The organism is Roseivirga sp. UBA1976, assembly GCF_002336325.1.
Lineage (GTDB): Bacteria > Bacteroidota > Bacteroidia > Cytophagales > Cyclobacteriaceae > Roseivirga > Roseivirga thermotolerans.
The window spans coordinates 1-24,074 of the sequence record NZ_DDDQ01000024.1 but is presented as its reverse complement, the minus strand read 5'-3'; the positions used below and the strand labels follow the sequence as shown (position 1 = coordinate 24,074).

Sequence of the window (24,074 nt, the reverse complement as noted above, 5' to 3'; positions counted from 1 at the left end):
TTGACCTGCTCCAGTTTCGGCAATGATTTTCTTCTTGCCCAATCGCTGAGCGAGTAGAATTTGCCCGATGGTATTATTCACTTTATGAGCCCCAGTGTGGCAAAGGTCCTCTCGTTTGAGATATATTTTGGCACCATAATGCTCAGAAAGCCTTTCCGCCAGATAAAGCGGTGTTGGCCTGCCCACATAGTCTTTCAATAACTGATCGAACTGTTTCTTAAAGTCCGGATCTGAAGTAATGGCTTCGTAGTTATCTCTTAACTCTTCCACATTTGGGTATAGCATTTCTGGGATGTACGCCCCTCCGAATCTGCCATAATACCCTCGTTCGTCTACTTTTATTTTCATAATCTATTTTGTTACGTCACTGCGAGGGAGTCCCGATGATTCGGGACGACCGTGGGAATCTCCTTATCCATTTGAGGAGACTGCTTCGTGCCTCGCAGTGACGTTCTATTTTAAAATCTCCTTGAGCATTTTCACTTGCTCTATATCCTTCAAGCCTGGCTCCAACTCAAACTTAGAGTTTACATCAATCGCATAAGGTTGAACCTTAAGACTTGACATGTCATTGATATTCTCCAAGTCGATGCCACCGCTTAAGAAGTATGGCACGTCATAGGAATAGTCATTTAATACCTCCCAATTGAATACCACACCATTGCCTCCTCTTTCCTTCCCTTTTGTATCGAAAAGGAAGAAGTCTACCAATCCCTTATATGGTTTCATCCGGTCGAAATCAAACTCCTCACCCACTGAAAACACCTTGATTACCTTAATACCAATTGCAAAAAGCTCTCCCACATACTCAACCGATTCATCACCATGCAGCTGAACATAATCCAGCTTATACTCCTTTACCTTATCCTTTAACTCTTGAATCGGTGAATTGACAAAGACTCCCACCTTCTTTACTGATTCGGGGAAGCTCTGAAGCAACTCCTTATCGAGATCAAGTGCAAATCGCTTAGAACGCTCGAAGAAAATAAAACCCATGAAATCAGGCTCCAACTCCAGCAGCTGTTGGATGTTGTGAGGTTCTCTCATGCCGCACACTTTGAGTTTCATTTTGGTTAATCGTTATTGGTTAATCGTTTAATACTAAGCATCATTTTGTGCTAGACTTAAGCTTTCGGAGGTAATTGATGTAACCGTTTAGAACCTTCAGACACCTTTCTAATTCTGCTTTAAAGTCAAAGAATTGATCCTCAGAAATATATTTCTCATCTAAAGCCACAGTTAAATGATCAAGGGTTTCAGTCAAAGACCCTCTTGACATTCTACAGAACTGTATGTTCTCTTGATGATGAAATCTACCATACCCTTCTGCAATATTAGCCGTCACAGAGCGAGAAGAGCGTTTTATCTGGTTGGTTAAACCGTACTTTTCTTCCACTGGAAAAGACTTTGCTAACATTGATATTCTATTTCTAAACTCTCTTGCCACCTTCCAGCAATCTAAATCCATAAAGCTTCTTACATCCATTGTGTGTGTATTTACTATTTCCCCTATTCAACGATTAACGTATTAACCATTAACCAATTTACGATTTAGAGAATCGATGAATTCCGCTGCCGCCCTTTCCGGCCTGCCCGTTTTCATAAAGGTTTCACCAATCAAAAAGCCTTGGAATCCATGAGTCCTTAGGTCGATGATTGTGGCTGGATCACTAATGCCACTTTCCGATATTTTCACAAAGTCGTTCGGAATCAATGGAGCTAAAGCCTTGCTGGTTTCTATAGATACCTCGAAGGTTTTAAGATTACGGTTATTCACTCCCACCACATCCAGATGTTCATTCAGGTTGTTTTCCAATTCTTCCTGATTGTGAACTTCCATCAGCACTTCTAAACCAAAGCTCTTGGCGAAAGCGGCCAATTCCTTCAATCTTCTAGGTTCTAAAGCCGCTGCGATAAGCAAAATGGCATCGGCACCGATAGATTTGGCTTCGACAATCTGATATTCATCAATGATAAAGTCTTTCCTAAGTACCGGACAAAAGTTGAACTTTCTGGCTGTGCTCAGGTCTTCGCTGCTTCCTCCAAAGAACTCAGAGTCGGTCAACACCGATAGTGCCGATGCACCTGCCTGCATATAACCGATGGTTGTTCTTTCTACAGGAGCATGAGCGTTAATCACCCCTTTAGAGGGCGACTGACGCTTGAACTCGGCAATAATGCCCGACTTGTCTTCTCGCAACAAATACTTCTTCAGTGATATTGGTTTGCCCTCAAAGTAGATGCTTTGTTCCAACAGTTTCTCTGTGTAAAGCGACCTTCTCTCCTCTACTTCCTTGTGTTTATGCGCGATGATTTTTTGTAGTATATCCATTTTGTTTGGTTATCAGGTATTAGTTATCAGTTATCAGGGCATCAGCTTTACATTCAGCATACTGATTTCTGATATACTGTTCACTGTTTACTGTTCACTGTTTAACTGATTTCTAAAATTTTTCTGAATGTTTTCAATGCTTTTCCGCTTTCGAGCGATTCTCGAGCCATGCCTAGTGCATCATCACTAGAAACTCCTTTTCCGCACTGAATAGCCATAGCTGCGTTCGCAATCACCACTTCATTTTGTGGTTTAGTACCTTCTCCTTTTAATATGTTTTCAAATATTTTAGCCGACTCTTCAACGGTTTCTCCACCAAAAATAGCTTCAGGCTGTATAGTTTGAAGACCCATTTCTTCAGGATTTACGATTTCTTCTTTGTCGTTGGTGATCTTTTTGAATGCTCCGGTCAGTGAGATTTCATCATAACCATCTAAAGCATGAAGTATCACAAAGTGTTTGTCGGTTTTCTGATATAAGTAACCGTAAAGTCTGGCTAATTCAAGGCTGAATACTCCTACCAACTGCTTTTTAGGGAAGGATGGATTCACCATTGGCCCTAACATATTGAAGAAGGTTTTCACCCCTAAATCTCTTCGAATTGGAGCTACATTCTTCATAGCTGGATGAAACAATGGTGCGTGTAAGAAACACAACCCACATTCGTCCAAACTCTTCCTCAGCTTGCCAAGGTCGTTAGTGAACTCATAACCGAAATGTGCCATTAAATTCGAGGAGCCCGAAACAGATGAAACTCCATTGTTACCGTGCTTAGCCACATTTTGCCCTGCTCCCGCTACAATAAATGACGACAAGGTGGAAATATTAAAGGTGTTTTTTCCGTCTCCACCTGTTCCGCAAAGGTCAATGGCATCGTATTCCGGAATCTCCACAGGAACGCACAAATCGAGCATTGCATCGCGGAACCCCTCAAGTTCCTCTACAGTAATGCTTCGCATCAGGTAAACCGTAAGAAAGGCCGCCACCTGACTTTGGTTGTATTTACCCTGTGCTAGATTAATGAGTATCTCCTTTGCTGTCTGCTTATCTAGCGACTTATATTCTATGAGTTGATTTAGTATTTCTTTCATTGTTATTAGTTGAACAGTGATCGGTTATCAGTAGATCAGTTAATCAGTAATTAGGGTTTAGTCAGTTTAGATTTCAACAGGTAGTTGATGTAACCATTGAGAATTCGAATGCACTCCTCTATCCTGATGTCAAACAATTTCTCCTCACTCTCATCAATATACCCCTCATCGACAGCAACCGTAAGATGATCTTGAAGCTCCGTTAAGGAACCTCTGGAAATTCTACAGAATTGAATGTTCTCCTGATAATGAAACCGTCCATAACCTTCTGCAATGTTTGCTGTGACTGACCTAGCTGCCCTAATCATTTGATCGGTTAGTTTATATTTTTCATCCGTTGGAAACCTCTTCACCAATTGAGCAATTTCCTTTCTTAATTCTCTAGTTTGCTTCCAAACCTCCAACTCTTTAAATGTTCTCATGTGCCTACTGTTTACTGATAACTGTTTACTCCATCCAGTTGCGCAGCAACTGATGCCCATACTCCGTCATAATAGACTCCGGATGAAACTGCACGCCTTTCACATCATATTCTTTATGACTGATGGCCATGATTTCCCCGAATTCATCTTCGGCAGTCACCTTAATTTCCTGGCCCAAATTGGCTTTATCTACATTCCAGCTATGGTAATGGCAAATGGTGTAGCTCTCCGGAATCTCCTTGAACAGTCTGTCTTGTTTATCTAGCACCCGCACTTGGCTGGACACCCCATGCAATACTTGTGGCATATTGTAAAGCTTAGCACCATAAGACTCAGCAATTGCCTGATGCCCCAAACAAACGCCTAGTATGCTTTTCTTACTACCATATTGTTTAATCAATGGCAGAAGAATGCCTGCTTCCTCCGGTATACCCGGGCCAGGCGACAAGAGTATTTTATCGTATTGATCGACTGCTTCCAGAGCAATCTGATCGTTGCGAAAAACATCCATCTCCGCTCCATACCCAAGCTCCCTCAGGTAATGCACCAGGTTATAGGTGAATGAATCGTAGTTATCTAGTATGAGTATTTTCATTGTCTTTATAAGTGATCAGTGGATCAGTATATCAGTTATCAGGGGCTTAAGGTTTTGCCTGTCTCCAAGCTTCCAATTCTTTAAATGTGCGCATGTCTACTTTTTACTGATTTCTGATATACTGATAACTAGCGAATTTCTTTCGCCAGCTCAATGGCCTTTCTCAAGGCAGCCAGTTTATTATTTACTTCTTGTAATTCTGATTCTCTATTCGATTTGGCTACTACTCCGGCACCTGCCTGATAAAACAAAGTGTTGTTCTTAGTCAGGAAGGAACGGATCATAATGGCGTGATTGAAATCTCCGTTAAAGCCCATAAAACCGATGGCCCCACCATAATAGCCTCGCCTCGTTTTTTCATTGGTATTGATGAGCTGCATGGCCCGAACTTTTGGCGCTCCACTCAAGGTTCCGGCAGGGAAAGTACCCGCCACCATCTGGGTCGATTGCATATCATCAGATAAGGTTCCTGTTACTTTGGAAACCAGATGAATTACGTGCGAGTAGTATTGAATTTCTTTGTAAGTATCTACCTGAACATTTGAACCAGCTCTGCTCAGGTCATTTCTGGCTAAGTCGACTAGCATCACATGCTCAGAATTTTCTTTCGGATCGGCATGAAGCTTCTTGGCCAGTTCAGCATCTGCCTCATCATTTCCAGTACGTTTAAAAGTCCCTGCAATTGGGTGGATTGTTGCCTTACGGTCTTTAATCACCAACTGAGCTTCTGGCGATGAACCAAAGATTTTGAAACTTCCAAAGTCGAAATAGAATAAGTATGGTGAAGGATTGACTGACCTCAACGCACGATACACGTTGAACTCATCTCCCTTAAACCGACTCTGAAATCTTCTGGAAAGCACAATCTGAAACACATCGCCACGGAAGCAATGTTTCATACCTTCATCGATGATCGAAAGGAATTCTTCATCGGTATAATTAGAAACTTCTTCTGACTGTGGAGCAAACTCATAAGACGGATAGTTCTTATTCTTCACCAAGGTCTCAATAGACTGAATACCTTTTGGCTCCGTGCCTTCCGGTGAATGTTCGAAAAGGTAAAGCTCATTTTTAAAATGGTCTATGGCAATGACATAGCGATAGACATGATAGAGCAAGTCGGGAATTTCGTATTCATCGGTCTTTCCTTCGGTCACCGGAATCTGTTCGAAATACTGAACCGCATCGTATCCGATATAACCAAAGAGTCCGTTGTTAATAAACTTAAATTCGCTGGAGTCTGGCTCGAATGAAGCGGCAAATTCCGAGAGCTTAGCTGCCACCTGATTGCCTTCAACCTTACCGTGCTCTGAATGACCGGGCAAGCTCATTTCGAACTTAGAGTCCTTTACCATTAACCTGGCAATAGGTTCACAGCAGATGTAAGAGAAACTGTTATCATCTCCATGATAGTCAGAGCTTTCCAGCAAAATGGCATTCTGGTATTTATCGCGTAGCTTCAGGTAAATGCTTACTGGCGTTACCGTATCGGCCAGTAGCTTTTTGTAGGTAGTATTGAGTTTAATTTTGTTCATTCTCTTATGTCATTTTAACCCTCAGCCCTTCCCGAGCATCGGGAGAGTGCAGCCATTTAATCTCATCTCTAAAAGTCCCCTTTAGGCGATTTAGGGGCTTCTCATCAGAGTCCTCTTCGGGAGACTCTGATCGGGTATTCTGTTTCAACCTCAATGTCTCATGCAAGGGACTCTGAGGCCTGTAAACGAAAAAAGCCCGCATGAACTGCGGGCTTTCTTTATTTTTTAGAAATAGCACTTAGTTCACGTTACCGGAGTTCCGTTACGTGCCACCACCAAGCGTTATTTCTGTTTGTTCTTTTCATTATGGTGCCAAAACTAGAAAAGGAATTTTTGAATGCAAATAGAATTTTAAGAATTTGATACGAATGGAGTATTCACCTGACAAAAAACACACAGATGCTCTCAAAGAACTTTTCAAAACCAGTTCACCATAGAATTCTCAAAAAATCTTCAGTCTGTACTCACGGCTTGCCTGTGAAGCCATATCTTTAGACAAACAACCTATACCATGATTAGAACATCGCTCAGCTTATTACTATTGGTTCTTATTCCTCTGGCCTCTTTTGGTCAACAAAGTGCGCTCAACGAACAGAAAGAATTGCTGGCCAGACTTACGGGCCACAAACCCATTAGGGCCAATGTACAGCTCAAAGACAGGTATACGCAAGAATCGCGAAAAATTACGGCCGAGTACTTGAAAGGTCTGATTGGCGAATTCTGTGATGAATCGGAAATTGATAACTACAGCCCTACAGGAAACAATGTGGTTGGTACTATTTTCGCCACATCCCAAACCGATCGGTGGATTGTTATAGGTGCTCATTACGATAGTGTAAAGGACTGCCCGGGTGCGAATGACAATGCTACCGGAGTAGCATTAGCCTATTCCGTAGCCAAACATGTGGCTTCGTTGGAAACTAGAAACTACAACCTTAAGATCGTTTTCTTCGATGAAGAAGAGCGAGGACTTATAGGCAGCAAGGCGTATGCAAAAAAGTTACTCGAAGAAAAACTGAATGTAATTTCTGTCCATACCATCGACCAACTGGGTTGGGACGAAGATGGAGACAGAGGTATTGAGCTTGAGGTTCCGGCTGAACACATTTTGGATCTGTATACAAAGGTGGCTGGAGAATTTAACTATACCTTTCCTATTCAAATTTCGGATGTCACCTCCACAGACCACAGGTCATTCAGACAGCTAGGTTTTGCGGCAACCGGTATTACAGAAGAGTACAAAAACGGAGACACCACTCCACACTATCATCGCTCTACCGACACCTATGAAACGGTCCATTTCGAATACCTCTCCTTCATTACCGAATATGTAAAGAAGGTTTTTGAGGATATAATGAGATAAAAAAGAGGCTGTCTCAAAAGCTAACCGTCATTCCCGACTCCGTTCCCGATAAATCGGGAGGAGATCTCCCTATAATGACTCCAAAGACTGATAGGGATTCCCAGTCAAGCTGGGAATGACGAGAACCGTAGCTTTTGAGACAACGTATCCTCTATTTTTTAGCACTGAGCTCACCAGATTTTAACTGATTGTAGAAGCTTATATACTGAGCGAAGTCTTTGAACTTAGGTTTGCGTTTAGCTGAAGCGACCAACATCGGTTCATCGGCAAACAACTCTTTAAAGGCTTTCTTAAATCGCGCTTTCCTCACTATCACCGGGTCGGCATCGTCTTTAACTACCCAATAAGTTCTCTCCTCTCCTCCCACAATAGGAATACCCAAAATCCTTATTGGCATAGACTTAGATCCGTTCATGTGATCATATACCTTGATGTGTTCATCCGTTTCGGGGTTGAGCAATTGGAGCAAAGCCACACGCTGTTTAGTTCTGGGCATAGACTGCTGATCGAAGATAATCCAATCCCGATCCAGGATATCGTTATAATCTGTTTTAGCAATGTGCCGAACGGAAGTTCCTTTCTCATTAATGGTAGAAAGCTTGGCAAGTGCTCCGGGCTTTACAGCAAAACGTTGTACTTGTGCTGCTCTGAATTTGTGGATAACCCCCTGGCTATCTTGCATGCTCAACCGGGTTATATAACCCCGTTCATTAGTCATGCTTCTCATGGTACCCAGCAGAGTATCTCCATTGGTAGTCACCAAATAACACTCCTTTTCGCTCCAAAAATCGGCAAAAGGTTCTACAAATTGTTGGGCTTTTGCAAGGCCTGTTGCAAACAACAGGAGCATTAGAAATAGAAAACTTTTTTTCATGATTGATATTTTGAGTTTTTGACGAAAACTCATTTACCAATTCCTGTGCCAGATTTGAAATACTTCACCAAGAGGTGGATAAAACAAATACAAACAGGCACAAACAAAACAGGCCTGGAGAAGCTACTCCGGGCCTGCTACACTATTATCTATAAAAAGTTTAATTGGTCGACAGCTTAATCAACACTGGTCTATGGTCAGACACCTTGTTCTCATAATCGGTATAACACTCGTCTAGCCGAATGGTTTGAGTAAGTATTTCATTATCAAAAAGCTCATTGGAAATTAAAATCTGATCGATTTGACTGGGCCAGGACGGATAAGACCAGTGGCTGGAAGGCCCATTGGCTATGGACATGGTAGCAAACAAATAGTTGTCTGCATCATCTATAAAGTTCTGAAAAACATTGTCTTGCTGATCCACAATTTCATCGTTAAAATCACCCAAAAAGATTACATTATTATTGGGCAGGTTTTCATCAATGTATTCCTTAATGAGTACCGAGGCTCTTCTTCTACGATCTTCCGAACCACTGCAGCACTTCAAGTGGACATTGATTAGGTCTACCTGCATGCCACTGCTATGTTCAACCTTTACATAAAGAGGTCTTCTTACGGAAGTAAAGGCATTATCATAATCTTCTGTGTCTTCAGGGTAGAGATTTCTTGGTTGGTCAATCACGGTTATTTCGCTGTCTTTATACAAAAAGGCCAACCGTTGTGAACTTCCGCTTACATGCTCTACATGACCTGACCAACCAGTCATTTCCGCTACCAGGTTATTAAAATCTGCAACCGATCTGATTTCCTGCAGGGCAATAATATCGGCATCAAACTGCTCAATAATCATTTCCACCATATCTACCGTAGTGGCCAGTGTAGGGAAATTTTCTACGTTCCATGTTACCACCTCCAGAGTTTGATCAGAAACATTGGTCAGGCAACTGCTAAAATCGATGACTTCCGGTTCCGGATCGGGGGTTGGAGTCGGGTCTGAGCTATCTCCTCCACAAGCAGATAGAATGAATACCAAAAGGCCAAAAAGCCAGAATTTATTTTGCATACGCCAAATTTACTGGCTCCTTCCCAGCCGCGCCAGTTTTGTCTTTAATTTTAACGTCAACTAAATGTTAAGCTTTCTTTCCTTCCTTACCTGAAAGTATGTGAACAGCAATACCGCGGCAGACAGACCAATAATGAGCCATTGGTTAATTCCAGAAAAGCTAAAACTCTCCTGGAGCACGGTATGAAAGGCCTTGAATACATTGATCAGCCCAATTATTGAAGTGACAAATAGGGTTATAAACATAGCCGTGTTGAGCCAGAAACTGTTCGTATAGCTCCCCATAGTTTTACCATTGCAAAGCACGCATAAGGCAAACGTTAGTACCGGTAAAATGAGACCGTTAGCCGCCTGAGCGGCAATAATCACCGGTATAGGTTTAACCCCGGAAACTCCAAAAGCAAAACCAACCACAATGATAGTAGCCCACAAGGCTTTAAACTTCCCTGTCTTTTCTGTCCAACCTGCTCCGGCCTTGTGCACACTCTTTATGGTTAGAGCCCCGGCTAGTGCAGCAGTAATGGTAGAGGTAAAACCAGCACCAAAAAGACCGAATGCAAAAACATAACCCATAATTTGGCCGTGCTGAGCCACCAGCTGTTCATACAGCCTTTCAAAGCTAAAATCTCCGGAAATACTCGTCCCTACCACCAACACAGCCATAGAGACCAAACCTCCCAAGGCAATGGAAAAAACAAGTCCTGACCTTACCGAACGTAACTCTTTACCTTCGGCCAAACCGGAGCCCAGAAAAATATTATATGGTACTATGGTAGTGCCAATTAACCCCAACACAAGTAAAGTAGAACCCTCCGGAAGTTGTGGCGCAAAAAGACCGGAGGCCAGCCCGGACCAATCGGCAGGTACGCTAAGAGCTGCATAAAAAAGCCCAATACCCGTAATGGCCACCATAGCACCCAGCAGCTGAGGCACTAAACGGGTTTTTTCAAAATAAAGAAGCAGAAAAGAGCTCACCGCTATGATGGAAGTAAATACCCACTGCGGTATGGCCAGATTGAGCAATGCCAACCCTGATATGGCTCCCAGCATATTGCCGGCCTCATAGGCCAAACACCCAAAAAAAATGGAGATACCAATAAACCATACGAAAGTAACATTGGAATATCTGGCCAATATAGCTTGCCCGAGGCTCCTACCGGACACAATGGCTACGCGGGCCGCAGCCTCTTGTACCACCATGCAGGCCAGGGTAGAAAAAAGAAGAGCCCAGAGCAACTGTAACCCATGGCCTGCTCCGGCAGAAGCTGCAGTTGTTACCGTTCCAGGGCCTATAAAAGCAGCAGCAATAATGAGCCAAAAAATGTAGTTCCAGAATCTAGACTTCATTTCGGAAGATAGTAATTCTGAATAAATCCGTTTTCCTGAAACTAGCACCCCACCGATACTTTCAGAGAACCATGCTGAAGGCACCATCGCCACTAAATATAGTCTCCCCCACCTATCTTAGTAAACGAGGCCGGAACCTCTCTGCCGGTCTTGTACCGATAAGGCCCTTTGCTAAACTCAGAGTGAAAAAGGAGATTAACCTAAGAGGAAACCCAAATCTGCCGGATTCTTAAGAAGCCAACCGGTAAGACTGTATCGGCCAACATGCGTGGTCATTACTTCATGCGGAAGCACATCACTTTTGAACAATACTATACGTTTGGCCAATGGCTCAATCAGCTTTTCTCTGTTCCCCAGATACAACTTCAGTTCTCCTCCATCACCGGGCTTCCAGCCTTCATTCAGGTAAATAATCATTGAGATGAGCCGATTATTCCGACCCTTAAACTGGTCTACATGCTTCTCATAAAAAGTGCCTTTCGGGTAATAGGCCAGATGAGATTCAAAATCAGCAATACCAAGGTAGCAGAACCGGTTAAGCTTGTCGATCAACTCTCTGATCACCACGAACACATCAGTCAGCTCCAAATCCACACTCGAATCGAGCCAGTATACATGGTCTCCCCTCCGGCTTTTATCCAGGTGGTGATCGGCCAAAGCTCCAATTCCGGCCGGGTCAAACTCATCGTGCCCCAGCTTTTTAAGAAAGAACGAACGCACCGCCCTATACAGGGAGTCATCCAGAAAATCATCTATAACAACATAGTCGTTGTCTGCCAGTGAATCAACCCAGTCAACCCACTGATCATCTTGTACGTTTTGCAACCTGTTGAGCAAGCCAGAAAATCAAAACAAATTTGAAAAGAACTTTTTAATTAATCCTTTATAAGCATGTGAAATTTGTGCGTTCTTACCTTACTTGAATGCCGATTCGGAAACAGACCACTGAGCATAAGGTGCGAGAAAGCAAGCAGACGGTTATTAAGGGGTAATAGACCTTAAAATAATTGATCAAGGCCTTCTGTAGTAGCAACTTGTGATATCACAAGGTCATTCGGATTCGCTTAATCAAATTTTTATTTTAAATCCATGCCTACACATAACTTAGCTATCGTTTTTGGCGGTAAATCTACCGAACACGAAATATCAATACTCTCAGCCAAAAGCATTCTTAAACATTTAGATAGAAGCCAATACTCTCTTTTCATTATAAAAATCGATACTTCAGGGCATTGGTATTTAATTCAAGAAACAGAAATAGACGATAAGCAAGCGGGCAGAGAGGTGGTTCTGGTGCCGGGGTCTCCCAAAGCCCGACTCATAGCTGTAGAAAATGGAGAGCTTATTACTACTCTTGACGTAGCCTTTCCGGTACTCCACGGCTTGTTTGGTGAAGACGGAACAATACAGGGGCTTTTTAAAATGGTAGACCTTGCCTTTGTGGGGTGCGATGTACTCGATGCAGCTGCATGTATGGACAAGGATGTAACCAAACGGTTGCTCAGAGATTCCGGCATACACGTGGCCCCATATCTTATGGCTAGCCCCCAACATATCCCAACTTTTGAGACCGTAGAGGCCGAGTTGGGTCTTCCTGTTTTTATAAAGCCCGCCAATCTGGGTTCTTCTGTGGGCGTATTCAAAATTAATTCAGCCACAGAATACAAGGAAAAATTGAAGGTTGCGCTCTCCTACGACCACAAAGTATTAATAGAGCAACAAATTGTGGGCAAAGAAGTGGAATGCTCTGTTTTGGGCAACGAAGAACCCAAAGCCTCCCTGCCCGGAGAAATCATCACCAACACGGAGTTTTATGATTTTGAATCGAAATATGTAGACTCCAATGCCTCAAGTACACAAATACCTGCGTCTATAACCGATGAACAAATAGAAATTGTCAGGGAAACAGCCGTAAAAGCTTATCAGGTAATGGGCTGTCATGGTCTGGCCCGGGTAGACTTTTTTGTGACCAGTGCGGGCGAAATACTTATCAATGAAATTAACACGCTACCCGGCTTTACCAATATTAGTATGTACCCGAAAATGTGGGAGGCTACGGGTATAGGTTATGCCGAATTGCTGGATCTGCTTATTGAACTAGCCTTGAACAAACACGAAAAAGACGCGGCTTTAAATGTAATGGCAAGAGAGGTAAAATAATGTTTCAGGTAGTTTCTCAACACATCACACAGGTTATTAAAGAGCACATGGCAAAAGCCAATGAGCTTACCGATGCTACCTGGCCAACAACAAAACCCGGCACATACACCTCCGAAAGCCGAATTCAAGACTTTATGGCTCGCAACCCGGACAAAACCTGTCATTTTATCTGGCACAATCAACAGCTTATTGGTTATGCCGAGTCCTTTCCCCGAAAAATTGGAGTGAACAACTCACAGCTTGTTGTTCTCGGCCTTGGTGCTGTGTGTGTAAATACTGAATATAGAGGACAAGGTCTTGGCGCCCTACTGGTGAGAGCAGCCTTCGAACGAATTGACCAGGGAGAGTTTCCACTCTGCCTGTTTCAAACAGGAGTACCAGGCTTCTACCATCAGCTCAATTGCCGAACCATAGAAAATCGAATTTACAACTCCACCTCCGAAACCCCTGAACAAAACCCCTTTTGGGATCCTTACATCATGATTTACCCAAGTCAATTCAATGGTTTACAGACAGATATAGACTTATTGGGAGCAGGATACTGAAAAAAATCACATTAATTTATTACCCAGTTATTGACTTTTTCAGAAGAAGATTGAAATTGCCTCAAAATTTGCATTAAACTATGAGTTCACCCAGTCCATCAAAACCCCGCGTAATTAAAGATTTTGAGAAGTTGGATAAAGATATTCAAGAGCAAATCAAGCTCGAATATCCTGAAGGTTTTGAAGACAATCTGATTTACTTCACCAACAAAGAAGGCAAAAGAGTTTCTGCCCTGCCTTTTGAAACCGAAGAAAAGTATTACCTCGTTCGAATGACCATTGAGGAAGCTCAGCAAATCATTGAAGATGATGACGACTACGATGAAGATGGCAACCTCAAAGACGACATCCGTGTAGAATATGCCGAAAAGCATAACGAAGACCTGGACGATATGGATGACGAAGACGATGACCCTTATGACGATGCAGATGAGGAGGAGGATGACGAAGACTAATTGAACCAAAGCCTGTTTGGCTTGTTGAGCAATTAGTAACCATCTTCCTTATGAAAATAGGTATTCTCGGAGGCACCGGCATGTTAGGTCACCACGTGGCCATTGAAGCACAAATCAGGCAATATGAATTAGTGCTTATTCACAGGCAAAACACCGACCTGAACAAGGTAATCGATCTGAGGTTCGAATCGAGGGTGGCCGATCTTAACGACAGAGGTAGTTTAATAAAAGCCTTTGAGGGGCTCGATGCGGTTGTGAACTGCGCGGCCTACTACCCTACCACTCCAAAACCATTGGCACAGGAGCTTAAAACAGCACGGTTGCAAATGAAGTTCTTTCTCGATGCCATTGAAATGGCCAAAGTGAAAAGGGCTTTGTATGTTGGAGGGGCGGCCGTTCTTCCCAAAGTAATAGACGGCCTGGCCAATGAAGAAGAATCTTTCGATAAAATTCCCGAAGCAGCAGCACCCTATGTGCAGGTAAAATGGCTAATGGACGATATGGCTCGCGATGCGGCCAAAGATGGCCTACCTCTGGTTATTGGTATTCCATCCATGACCTTTGGAGAATATGACTTTGCCCCCACTACCGGACGGCTAATTGTAGAAATCGCTAACCAAAACCTAAAAGCCTACATCAGGGGCAAACGGAACGTAGTAGCCGCTCGCGATGCCGGAAGAGGATTGCTTTATGCCTTAGAGAAAGGAAGAGTGGGTGAACGCTATCTAATCACCGGAGAAAATACCGATATGGATAGCCTGGTAGAAGCCATCTGCGAAAGAGCCAATGTACCTCCTTTGAAAAAAACCATACCCCTCTCCATGGCCAGGTTAATTGCCAGACTACAAGAAACGCGCTACGCTCTGTTTCGCGGAGAAGCACCAAAACTAAGCTCCACAGCAATTGCCGTATTGGCAGGAGGCCAGCCTCTCGATGGTTCCAAAGCCAAAGTGGAGTTAGATTATAGTCCGGAACTGAGCATGAGAGATGCCATAGACAGAGCCTTTATTTGGTTCGAAAAACACGGGTACATCCGCAAGTGATTCCAACTTTGAAGTGCCAAACCTTGTCTAGTAGGTTAAATGGCATTTCTATGAAAAAGCTCTTTTACAGTATATATATAATTGCCTTTGCAACGCTGGTAGCCTGCGAAGTCGACAACCCTGCAAGTTTTGACGATTGCCCGGTCAACATGCTTTGCACCGAAGAGTTTCGGCACTATACCTATAGCCCAAAAACCAATAACCAGCCAATACTATTGGACGATTATTATGTAAAGAACTTAGACAACGGAAACATTTACCTGCATGGTAGTAATCAACTGCCATTGCATGAAGGCCAATACCTGGTAATTACGGATGCTGCCATTTCCGAAATAAAGCGCAAGGGAACCGTAGTACGATTTTTTGGAGTGAAGAATAACACAATCGTTTTGGAAACCGACTTTCTGGTAGGTCACGACTGCTGCCATGTAACTCCCCTAAGCGGACCTTTCGATCAACCCTAAACAGGCCACACAAACAGAATCTTACTACTGACCGTCCCTGCTAGGCACCGTTTTTAAAGCTCCTCATTGAGACGGCATTACCCTCTTTTCCCTGCTCGGGTTAGACTTTATGCCTAACTCCCTTTATCTTGATATAAATTTGGGCTATGACATCGGTCGATATCAACTGTGATATGGGAGAAAGTTTTGGCAACTACATCGTTGGAAACGATGCAGCCATTTTCCCTTACATTACCTCATGCAATATTGCCTGCGGAGCTCATGCAGGAGACCCCTACCACATTGAAAAAACCATAGATCTGGCCATTGCCCACGGTGTGCAAATAGGGGCACATCCGGGCTACCCCGACCTTCAGGGTTTTGGCAGAAGAGTGATTCCCATGCCTAAAGAAGAGCTATCCGCTTCAATCAAATTTCAGGTGGCTGCCCTCAAAGGCCTTGTAGAGAGCAAAGGACACTCTTTGGCCTATGTAAAACCGCACGGAGCCCTCTACAACCAGATGGCCAGAAACAAAGAAACTGCCCGGTGGGTTATACAAGCCATTAAGAGCATAGACAGAAACCTTAAAATAATGGGATTGGCCGGTAGTCATATAAAAGATATTGCTCAGGAGGAAGATATGGTTTTTGTTGCCGAAGCCTTTGCCGACAGACAGTACGAGCTCAACGGTGAATTAAGATCTCGAAACCTTGAAAATGCTGTATTGACCGATACCTACAAAGCCGCAGACCAGATACTATCCATTGCCCTGTATCGAAAAGCACGCACCTTAAACGGTCAGGAAGTTAGCATTGAAGCCCAGAGTTTCTGTATTCATGGAGACAACCCTAAGGCTGTTGACATACTCAAACACATCACACACATTTTAAAGGAAAACGGTATTAACAAAATGCACTTTTAGATGAAAATCAGACCCTTCGGAGAAAGTGCCCTTTTGGTTAGCCTTGAAAACACCATAGACCCGGTGGTGAATGAACGAATAGTTCGTTTTTACAGAAAATTAAAAAGTAGTGGTGAGTTTACCTTCCTGACACCGGCCTATTGCAGCCTGACTGTCGGGTTCGACCGAACCAAATTCACCATTGCCCAAGCCACTGAACACGTAAAGACACTCTGCGAGCATACCGATGATTTAGCGGAAACCGAGTCAAGGAAAATTACCATTCCGGTGTGCTACTCGCCCAGCTTCGCACCCGATATGGAGGAGGTTGCTAAGCACACAGGCCTCAGTTCGGAGAAAATCATTGAGCTGCACTCCCAAACTACTTTCCGGGTATTTATGCTTGGCTTTGTAGCCGGGTTCAGCTATTTGGGCACATTGCCCAATGCACTCCACTGCCCCCGAAAAAAAACACCCAGAAAATCAGTAGCCAAAGGATCTGTCGGGCTGGCCGGCTTACAAACCGGTATTTACCCGGTAACCGCTCCCGGAGGCTGGCAAATTATCGGAAGAACTCCACTCAACATGTTCGACCCGGCAAGACCACAACCTAATTTGGTATTTGCAGGTGACGAGGTTCAATTCAGGCCCATTAGCCCGGATGAGTTTAAACTGATTGCCATTAAAGTTGATACGGGAATTTATGAGACCGAAATAGAGTATGCCTGAGTGCTTGAAAATACATATGGAAAAACCCGGGCTTTATACCTCCATTCAGGATCTGGGCCGCATAGGCTTTCAAGATGCGGGCATCCCATTTAGCGGGGCCATGGACAAAGAATCTCATAAGATAGCCAACGAACTGGTAGGTAACCCACACCACTACCCCACACTTGAAATCACACAAATCGGCCCTGAAATACGATTTGAAGGAACTGGGCAAATTGCTTTGACCGGAGCCGATATGGCAGCTGAATTGAATGGCAAAAGTATAAGACGCTACGAAACTATAGACATAAAAAACAACGACCACCTCATACTTAACCAGTCAAGATTAGGATGTAGAACCTATCTGGCCGTGAGAGGTCAATGGCAAACAGAGCTTTGGCTGAACAGCCACAGTGCCGTTTCTAATCTGAGCTCAGTAGAGGGTATTCCAAAGCCACTGAAAGCTCTGCAGTGTATCGAAGTATCTACCCCCAACTTTATTCCTCAGCGCATATATCCTGAACACCTCAGGCCGGTCTTCTCTTCATGCTATGTATTACGCGTGGTTACAGGCCCCGAATTCGAACAATTTGGCATTGAACAGATTCAGTCATTTTTCGAGTCTGTTTTTACGGTTAGTCCCGACTCCAACCGAATGGGCTATCGGCTAAACGGAACGCTGGAAAACTATTCAACCCTGAGAGAGGAAATATCGTCAGGAATAGTGCCCGGCACGGTACAAATCACCAAGTCGGGCCAGCCAATAATACTCACTGCCGATGCCCAAACAACCGGAGGGTACCCTAGACTTGCCAATGTTATAGAAGAAGACTTGTCTATTGTGGGACAGATGAAGGCAGGAGATGAGGTGAAATTTATGTTGGTAGGTTTACCAGATCTGTAAATGCGAAAAGGCGATCTCCGTCCGAAATCGCCTTAATCAACCTTAAACTAAAACTACTAACTAATTATTTATTTGATAGTAAGCCGTGCCTTGCAGTTCTGAAAGCAAATCGGCCTGTCTCAAAAGCTTTAATTGTTCTTCTCCCAACTCTGTTTTAATGCCCTCCACAATCAATTGTTGATTGGCATCATAAACCTTCACGTAGTTTACCTCCTCGAACTCCACAATGTGTTCAATAAGGTACTGATCTACATAGGCATCAATCTGCTCTAAGTAATGCTCATCATAAGCCAGTGAGTCGGCCTCCGATTCGTTAGGAAAATTGTTGGAAATTGGTGTGCCGGCCGAAGCTATAATGGTAACCGCCAGCAAGAGTGCCATAATGGCTGAAATTCTACTTTTATTGACCTTTTTCATTGTTGTTTGATATTTTGAGTTCCGCCCGAAGGCGGATAATTTGACCTATTAAATTGACCTTGTTTTTGACCTGCCCATTCGTTTCCAATTGGTATGCCAATTTTTATTAAACACTGTAAATCAGTCAGTTACATAAACTCAAGTTTTACAATGCCATTTTCTATGTTCGAAATCGGTCAACCAAGTGAACACTTTTGTGCGTTTTGAGCCTCTCAGGGGCATTTTAAAAGGTTACAGTAAACAATAAATTTTCATGAATTATCTTGCGTGCGCAATGAGAATACCGGAAGCACCAGACCTAAAAAAAATCAACTACGACTTAGCCCCTGAAAAGATTGCCAAATACCCGCTGGCCAAAAGGGATGAGTCTAAGCTACTCGTTTACAATGGCGGAACCATCGAAGACCGGCAATTCAAGGAACTTCCTGAACTGTTAGACCCCAGCACCTCTCTATTTTTCAACAATACCAAGGTAATTCCGGCCAGACTCTTCTTTTCTAAAGATACAGGTGCACAGATTGAGATTTTTCTTCTCAACCCCATTAGCCCAACCCACATCATCAGTCTGATGATGGAAACCACAGGAACTGTAGTATGGGAGTGCATGGTGGGTAACTTTAAAAAGTGGAAAGAGGGAACCACGCTCAGGCGCCAATTGGTATATCATGGTCAGCCTTTTACAATAGAAGCAAGCATTGTAAACAGGGAGTCGAAACAAATCGCTTTTAGCTGGTCAGACCCAAACCTCTCCTTTGCTGAAGTAGTAGAGCTTTGCGGCAAAGTACCGTTGCCTCCTTATCTCAACAGAGAAGATGAACCGGAAGATAAAGACCGTTATCAGACGGTATATTCCAAGCATGAGGGAGCAGTAGCCGCCCCCACTGCCGGATTACATTTTACTGATGAGGTTTTACAGAAACTTGAAAAACAGGGCACCACACTCAACTATCTGACCCTACACGTGAGTGCCGGCACCTTTCAGCCCATTAAAACCTCCGATGCCCGAGAGCACCCCATGCATTCGGAGCAGGTAGAAGTAAGCAAAGAAGCCATAAAAGCGTTGGTAACGGCTAAGAAAGTAATTGCCGTTGGTACAACCTCCATGAGAACCCTGGAAAGTCTCTACTGGTATGGCGTGCGCCTAATGAAGGGAGTCACTGAATTCTCCATTGGTAAACTGGAGCCCTATGAGCATGAAGAAAGCCTTCCCGACCGAAAAATAGTATTCGAATATATGCTTGATTGGATGACCTCCAACTCTGTAGAAATTATAAGCGGTAAGACAGAGATATTCATAATTCCCGGCTATGAGTTTCGCGTTTGCGATGGACTAATTACCAACTTTCATCAACCCGGAAGTACACTTATGCTACTGGTTTGGGCATTTATTGGTGAAGACTGGAAAGCAGTATATGACCATGCTCTTTCTTCCAACTACCGTTTCTTAAGCTATGGCGATTCTTCTCTTTTACTTCCCCAATAACCAATGAATTTTATCTATATTCAGGCATGATGCAAGCTAGCGCTACCGAAGAGTCGGTTTCGGCACTTAACCGACTGGTTCAGTTCATCAATAAACACGTTCCTTTTCTAGATCAGTCGTTTTCGTTTGTTGGAGAAGAGCTTACAATTACACACGTAATTGTCCCCATTCTCTTCCTCATCATTCTCAACCTTTTTGGCAATATATGCCGCGCCCTGCTCATCAACCGGGTACTCAACCGATATATAGATGACCGAAAAACCATTCTTTCTATTGGCAATACCACCAAATACACCATCCTAATCATTGGGGTTACGGTGCTGCTGTCAAGCATTGGTATAAGCAGCAATTCTGACCTGAACGTGCCACTGTTTGGTGAAGAGGAAAAAAAGGTAAAGCTCTTTGATATACTGCGCATATCGTTTCTTTTCTTCCTGCTCATTTTCGTCACCAAAAAGCTCAAGATTGTATTCGTTCACCAAATAATGTCCAAATACAGTAATGATATTGGTGTGAGCCAAAGTATTGGTACCATTGCCCAATACCTGGCCATAATTGTAGGCGGATTCATTATAATTCAAACCAGTGGAATTTCGCTTGGCTCGCTCAACGTGCTGGCGGGAGCCTTGGGTGTGGGTATTGGTTTCGGATTACAGAATATTGCCAACAACTTTATTTCCGGACTCATCATTCTGTTTGAGCGACCCATAAAAGTAGGCGACCGAATTGAGGTTGGCAATGTAGCAGGCGATGTAGTAAAAGTCTCTTCGAGAGCCACCACAGTAAACACCAACGACAACATTTCGGTAATTGTACCCAACTCAGAGTTTATCAATCAGCGGGTCATTAATTGGAGTCACAACGACAGAAGCATTCGGTTTCATGTTCCGGTGGGTGTCTCCTACAACGAAGACCCGGCCAAGATTAAAAAAATATTGCTCGATGTAGCTGCCGGCCACCCTGATGTGTTGAAAAAACCCGCGCCCGATGTGCTCTTTTTGGAGTATGCCGATAGTTCGTTAAACTTTGATCTGATGATCTGGACAAGCACATATATTAACCGACCAAAGGTGCTCATTAGCCAGCTTTACTTCGAAATTTTTGAGAAGTTCAAGGAACACGGGGTTGAAATTCCATTCCCGCAACGCGACTTACATATAAGGTCGGGCTGGCCTTCAGATGCTAAAGACAGGTAATCGTTTTCAGAGTAAACAACAATTTTGTGTATAGCTGGTTCATGATTTTAACTAAATTGGCGACATCCAAACGTTGAGAAGATGAGGGTAATTATAGCGGGAGTTGGAAATGTGGGGTTTCATTTGGCGAAGTTACTTAGCCAGGAAGGTCAAGACATTGTGTTGATCGACCAGGCTGCCGACAAACTGAAAATGGCTGCCAATCAGGTCGACTCGGCTACCATTAAGGGGACAGCCACATCGTACAGCGTATTAGAAGAAGCCGGAGTGAGCGAGGCCGATTTACTCATTGCCGTAACCTCTTCAGAAGAAATTAACATTACCACGGCCATTATAGCCAAACACCTGGGCGCCAAACGAACCATTGCCAGAATTTCCAACACCGAATTTCTCTACAAGAAAGATAAGCTCAACCTTAAGCATTTAGGCATTGACGATATCATTTCGCCAGAATCACTAGCCGCCAAAGAGATCAAGCGCCTATTGAAAGAAGTGGCTATTACCGATAGCTTCGATTTTGAAAAAGGGCTGTTGCAGCTTATTGGGGTGAACATTGAATCGAAAAGCCCACTCATTGGCAAAAGCATGGTAGAGGTAGCTAAGATTAACCCCGACCAGGCTTTTATGACCGTGGCCATATTGCGCAACAATGAAACCATAATACCTTATGGCGACACCAAGTTTTTAGAAAATGACCATGCTTACTTTGTAACACAACCCGAATGTGTTGAGAAACTCTTATTCCTGGCCGGCAAGAAAAAGGAAGGGGTAAAAAGCATGATGATTCTTGGAGGTTCGCGTGTTGGGTTTCATGCGGCTAAAATTCTGAGCTCCCGATACAACGTAAAGCTCATTGAACGCGATGCCCAGAAATGCTTTGAACTGGCCGATCAACTACCCGATGCCATGGTAATAAACGGTGACGGTAGAAATGTGGAGCTTTTGGAAGAAGAGAGCATTAATGAAATGGATGCTTTTATTGCCGTAACCGGTGACTCTGAAACCAATATTATTTCCTGCTTGGTGGCCAAGAAAATGGGTGTAAAGAAAACCATAGCTATGGTTGAAAACATGGACTACATTCACCTTTCACAGAGCATTGGAGTAGACACCATGATCAACAAGAAACTCATTGCAGCCAACTTTATTTTCCGCCATGTTCGGCAGGGTGAAATTGTGTCTATCACCAGTATTCATGGAGTAGATGCCGAAATTCTTGAGTTCGAAGTGCAGGAGAACTCCAAAATAACCGAGCACCAGCTTCGCAACTTGCAGTTCCCTAAATCGGCCATTATTGGTGGGGTAATCAGAGATGGCAAAGGCCTTACTACTCCTGGTAATTTCAGGTTTCAGGCCAAAGATCGTGTGGTAGTACTCTCTAAACCGGAATGTATCAAGAAAGTGGAATCTTACTTTATTTGATAACTTGTAGCCACCATGTTTAACTACAAGGTCATCAGCAGAATATTGGGTATACTCCTCATTATTAATGGAGGTTTCATGGCCCTGTGTTTGCCGGTTAGTATTTATTACTGGGAAACGGACTCCGTATCTCTGGCTATATCGAGTGCCATTACGCTTGCCTGTGGTTTTTTACTTAAGCACCTGGCCCGAAACAATAAAAACAAAGACCTAAAGAAAAAAGACGGATACCTTATTGTGACCTCCGGCTGGATAGTTATGTCTTTTTTTGGTGCACTACCCTATCTGATTAGCGGAGCCATTCCATCGCTCACCGATGCCTTTTTCGAAACTATTTCGGGTTTTACCACCACCGGGGCGTCCATTTTAAATGATATAGAAGCAGTGCCAAGAGGCATACTCTTTTGGCGGAGTCTTACTCAATGGATTGGAGGTATGGGAATCATTGTGTTGGCTCTTGCCATACTACCCTTCCTTGGTATTGGAGGCATGCAGCTTTTTGTTGCCGAAGCACCGGGCATTACACCAGACAAACTACAGCCTCGTATTCAAGAAACAGCCAAACGTTTGTGGTACATCTATGTGGGCCTTACCCTTACCGAAGCCATATTGCTATACCTGGCCGGCATGGGAGCCTACGATGCCATAAACCACAGCCTCACCACTATGGCAACCGGTGGTTTTTCAACCATGAATGCCAGTCTTCAGGGGCAGCCTGCTGCCATTCAGTACATTATCATAGTTTTTATGTTTCTGGCCGGTACCAGTTTTACCCTCACCTATTTTGGTTTGAAAAGAAACTTCACCAAGATTATTAAAAACGAGGAGTTTGTAGTGTATCTGCTCTTTACCTTGGCCATCACCGTGATTGTGACACTAACACTACTTGTAGTTACCGACCATGGCATAGAAAGATCGTTTAGAGACGCTTTGTTCCAGGTTGTTTCACTCATCACAACGACCGGCTTTGTTTCGGCCGACTACACACAATGGGCTCCTTTCCTGTCTGTTTTGTTCTTTATACTCCTTTTTGTAGGAGGTTCCGCAGGCTCTACAGCCGGTGGTGTGAAGGTAATCAGACATGTAGTTCTTTTCAAAAACTCATTCCTGGAACTCAAAAGACAACTGCACCCTTCGGCCGTGATGCCCGTACGCATTAGCGGTAAAGCCATAGAACAAAACATAGTGTATAATGTTCTGGCCTTCATTATGATATATATCCTCGTCTTTCTTGTTGGTGTAACCCTCCTTTCCTCTATGAATGTAGACTTCGATACGGCTTTTGGAGCCGTGGCTACTTCGTTAGGCAATGTGGGTCCGGGAATTGGCGATGTAGGGCCTGTCGATAATTTTTCAGGCATGCCCATGGCTGGTAAGTGGTTACTTGCTGCCCTGATGCTTCTCGGCCGTCTGGAGCTGTTTACCGTACTTATGCTGCTTTCTCCACACTTCTGGAAGAAGAGGTAACTTTTTCTCCCCTAGGTTAGGTGAGATGGTCGCAGACCAGAGGAGTCAAAATCTACTCCAGCCCCTAAGAACACTATAGGTGCATACTCCTTGATTTATTGCGAACGGTAAAATTGGAGTATTATCCTCAATGTAAGTGGGAAGCACTGGCAACTTTTGAAACAACTCTTTTAGATAAAGTTGAAAACTTGATTCGAGGAGATTCGGATTCCAAATCTACATAAATAGAGAAGTTAATGATTCATACGGCATAATCACTGTTGAATCAGGAAGGTTTGACCTTAAATGCAAAAGCTAATTAAAAAAC

26 protein-coding genes are annotated in these 24,074 nt (G+C 43.6%); 13 read left to right on the top strand and 13 right to left on the bottom strand.

The features are described 5' to 3' along the window. From B3763_RS02135 to B3763_RS02100, 8 genes are all read right to left on the bottom strand, one after another. Positions 1-348: pyridoxal-phosphate dependent enzyme (locus B3763_RS02135; RefSeq protein WP_286743150.1), on the bottom strand; the 348-nt coding region annotated here is incomplete at its 3' end. Between the two features lie 105 nt (positions 349-453). Beyond that, positions 454-1,047, bottom strand: coding sequence for a phosphoribosylanthranilate isomerase (locus B3763_RS02130; protein WP_286743148.1), 594 nt, complete (start codon positions 1,045-1,047; stop codon positions 454-456). Between the two features lie 61 nt (positions 1,048-1,108). Then, positions 1,109-1,486 (bottom strand): four helix bundle protein, encoded by a 378-nt coding sequence (locus B3763_RS02125; protein WP_286743140.1) that lies wholly within the window; start codon positions 1,484-1,486, stop codon positions 1,109-1,111. 42 nt (positions 1,487-1,528) lie between these two features. Then, positions 1,529-2,332: an indole-3-glycerol phosphate synthase TrpC gene (gene trpC / locus B3763_RS02120; RefSeq protein WP_286743137.1), complete on the bottom strand. Its 804-nt coding sequence runs from the start codon at positions 2,330-2,332 to the stop codon at positions 1,529-1,531. A 101-nt stretch (positions 2,333-2,433) separates the two neighbouring features. Beyond that, positions 2,434-3,423 carry an anthranilate phosphoribosyltransferase gene (gene trpD, locus B3763_RS02115; RefSeq protein WP_286743133.1) on the bottom strand — a complete coding sequence of 330 codons (990 nt, stop codon included), beginning with the start codon at positions 3,421-3,423 and terminating at the stop codon, positions 2,434-2,436. Positions 3,424-3,473: 50 nt separating this feature from the next. After that, the gene (locus B3763_RS02110) at positions 3,474-3,845 is read right to left on the bottom strand and encodes a four helix bundle protein (RefSeq protein ID WP_286743129.1); all 372 of its coding nucleotides are present in this window, start codon (positions 3,843-3,845) and stop codon (positions 3,474-3,476) included. A gap of 25 nt (positions 3,846-3,870) precedes the next feature. Then, positions 3,871-4,440 (bottom strand): anthranilate synthase component II, encoded by a 570-nt coding sequence (locus tag B3763_RS02105; protein ID WP_286743126.1) that lies wholly within the window; start codon positions 4,438-4,440, stop codon positions 3,871-3,873. 128 nt (positions 4,441-4,568) lie between these two features. After that, positions 4,569-5,975, bottom strand: coding sequence for an anthranilate synthase component I family protein (locus tag B3763_RS02100; RefSeq protein ID WP_286743124.1), 1,407 nt, complete (start codon positions 5,973-5,975; stop codon positions 4,569-4,571). 511 nt (positions 5,976-6,486) lie between these two features. Between B3763_RS02100 and B3763_RS02095 the strand changes: the two genes are divergently transcribed. Continuing rightward, a complete protein-coding gene (locus tag B3763_RS02095; RefSeq protein WP_286743121.1) occupies positions 6,487-7,338 on the top strand; it encodes a M28 family metallopeptidase in 852 nt (283 codons plus the stop codon). A gap of 151 nt (positions 7,339-7,489) precedes the next feature. On the opposite strand, the gene B3763_RS02090 is transcribed toward B3763_RS02095, so the two are convergent. From B3763_RS02090 to B3763_RS02075, 4 genes are all read right to left on the bottom strand, one after another. Then, positions 7,490-8,212, bottom strand: coding sequence for a hypothetical protein (locus B3763_RS02090; protein WP_286743118.1), 723 nt, complete (start codon positions 8,210-8,212; stop codon positions 7,490-7,492). Positions 8,213-8,372: 160 nt separating this feature from the next. Further along, positions 8,373-9,275 (bottom strand): endonuclease/exonuclease/phosphatase family protein, encoded by a 903-nt coding sequence (locus B3763_RS02085; protein WP_286743115.1) that lies wholly within the window; start codon positions 9,273-9,275, stop codon positions 8,373-8,375. A gap of 60 nt (positions 9,276-9,335) precedes the next feature. Continuing rightward, entirely contained in the window at positions 9,336-10,622 is a 1,287-nt protein-coding gene (locus B3763_RS02080; RefSeq protein ID WP_286743112.1) for an Nramp family divalent metal transporter, read from the bottom strand. A gap of 195 nt (positions 10,623-10,817) precedes the next feature. After that, positions 10,818-11,459: a 2OG-Fe(II) oxygenase gene (locus tag B3763_RS02075; protein ID WP_286743109.1), complete on the bottom strand. Its 642-nt coding sequence runs from the start codon at positions 11,457-11,459 to the stop codon at positions 10,818-10,820. 252 nt (positions 11,460-11,711) lie between these two features. Here B3763_RS02075 and B3763_RS02070 point away from each other — a divergent pair, with 252 nt between their 5' ends. From B3763_RS02070 to B3763_RS02035, 8 genes are all read left to right on the top strand, one after another. Further along, on the top strand, positions 11,712-12,782 hold the full coding sequence (locus B3763_RS02070) for a D-alanine--D-alanine ligase family protein (protein WP_286743106.1): 1,071 nt from the start codon (positions 11,712-11,714) through the stop codon (positions 12,780-12,782). Then, a complete protein-coding gene (locus B3763_RS02065) occupies positions 12,782-13,327 on the top strand; it encodes a GNAT family N-acetyltransferase (RefSeq protein WP_189630741.1) in 546 nt (181 codons plus the stop codon). The genes B3763_RS02070 and B3763_RS02065 overlap by 1 nt, the downstream gene beginning before the upstream one ends. A gap of 80 nt (positions 13,328-13,407) precedes the next feature. After that, positions 13,408-13,782 (top strand): hypothetical protein, encoded by a 375-nt coding sequence (locus B3763_RS02060; RefSeq protein WP_189630740.1) that lies wholly within the window; start codon positions 13,408-13,410, stop codon positions 13,780-13,782. A 50-nt stretch (positions 13,783-13,832) separates the two neighbouring features. Further along, on the top strand, positions 13,833-14,825 hold the full coding sequence (locus B3763_RS02055) for an NAD-dependent epimerase/dehydratase family protein (protein WP_286743101.1): 993 nt from the start codon (positions 13,833-13,835) through the stop codon (positions 14,823-14,825). Between the two features lie 50 nt (positions 14,826-14,875). Continuing rightward, positions 14,876-15,289 carry a hypothetical protein gene (locus tag B3763_RS02050; protein ID WP_286743098.1) on the top strand — a complete coding sequence of 138 codons (414 nt, stop codon included), beginning with the start codon at positions 14,876-14,878 and terminating at the stop codon, positions 15,287-15,289. A gap of 146 nt (positions 15,290-15,435) precedes the next feature. Further along, positions 15,436-16,191: a 5-oxoprolinase subunit PxpA gene (locus tag B3763_RS02045; protein WP_286743093.1), complete on the top strand. Its 756-nt coding sequence runs from the start codon at positions 15,436-15,438 to the stop codon at positions 16,189-16,191. Then, a complete protein-coding gene (gene pxpB, locus B3763_RS02040) occupies positions 16,192-16,899 on the top strand; it encodes a 5-oxoprolinase subunit PxpB (RefSeq protein ID WP_286743088.1) in 708 nt (235 codons plus the stop codon). It abuts the gene before it with no gap. 16 nt (positions 16,900-16,915) lie between these two features. Beyond that, a complete protein-coding gene (locus B3763_RS02035) occupies positions 16,916-17,782 on the top strand; it encodes a biotin-dependent carboxyltransferase family protein (protein WP_286743086.1) in 867 nt (288 codons plus the stop codon). Positions 17,783-17,842: 60 nt separating this feature from the next. On the opposite strand, the gene B3763_RS02030 is transcribed toward B3763_RS02035, so the two are convergent. Continuing rightward, on the bottom strand, positions 17,843-18,199 hold the full coding sequence (locus B3763_RS02030) for a hypothetical protein (RefSeq protein WP_189630734.1): 357 nt from the start codon (positions 18,197-18,199) through the stop codon (positions 17,843-17,845). A gap of 253 nt (positions 18,200-18,452) precedes the next feature. Between B3763_RS02030 and B3763_RS02025 the strand changes: the two genes are divergently transcribed. The 4 genes from B3763_RS02025 to B3763_RS02010 all read left to right on the top strand — a co-directional run bounded on the left by B3763_RS02025 (position 18,453) and on the right by B3763_RS02010 (position 23,767). Then, positions 18,453-19,682, top strand: a complete 1,230-nt coding sequence (locus tag B3763_RS02025; protein WP_286743083.1) for an S-adenosylmethionine:tRNA ribosyltransferase-isomerase — start codon at positions 18,453-18,455, stop codon at positions 19,680-19,682. 26 nt (positions 19,683-19,708) lie between these two features. Further along, positions 19,709-20,878, top strand: a complete 1,170-nt coding sequence (locus tag B3763_RS18980) for a mechanosensitive ion channel family protein (protein WP_308440970.1) — start codon at positions 19,709-19,711, stop codon at positions 20,876-20,878. 81 nt (positions 20,879-20,959) lie between these two features. Beyond that, on the top strand, positions 20,960-22,300 hold the full coding sequence (gene trkA / locus B3763_RS02015) for a Trk system potassium transporter TrkA (protein WP_189630733.1): 1,341 nt from the start codon (positions 20,960-20,962) through the stop codon (positions 22,298-22,300). A gap of 15 nt (positions 22,301-22,315) precedes the next feature. Then, complete coding sequence (locus tag B3763_RS02010; RefSeq protein ID WP_189630732.1) at positions 22,316-23,767, top strand: TrkH family potassium uptake protein; 1,452 nt, start codon at positions 22,316-22,318, stop codon at positions 23,765-23,767. The last annotated feature ends 307 nt before the right edge of the window (positions 23,768-24,074 follow it).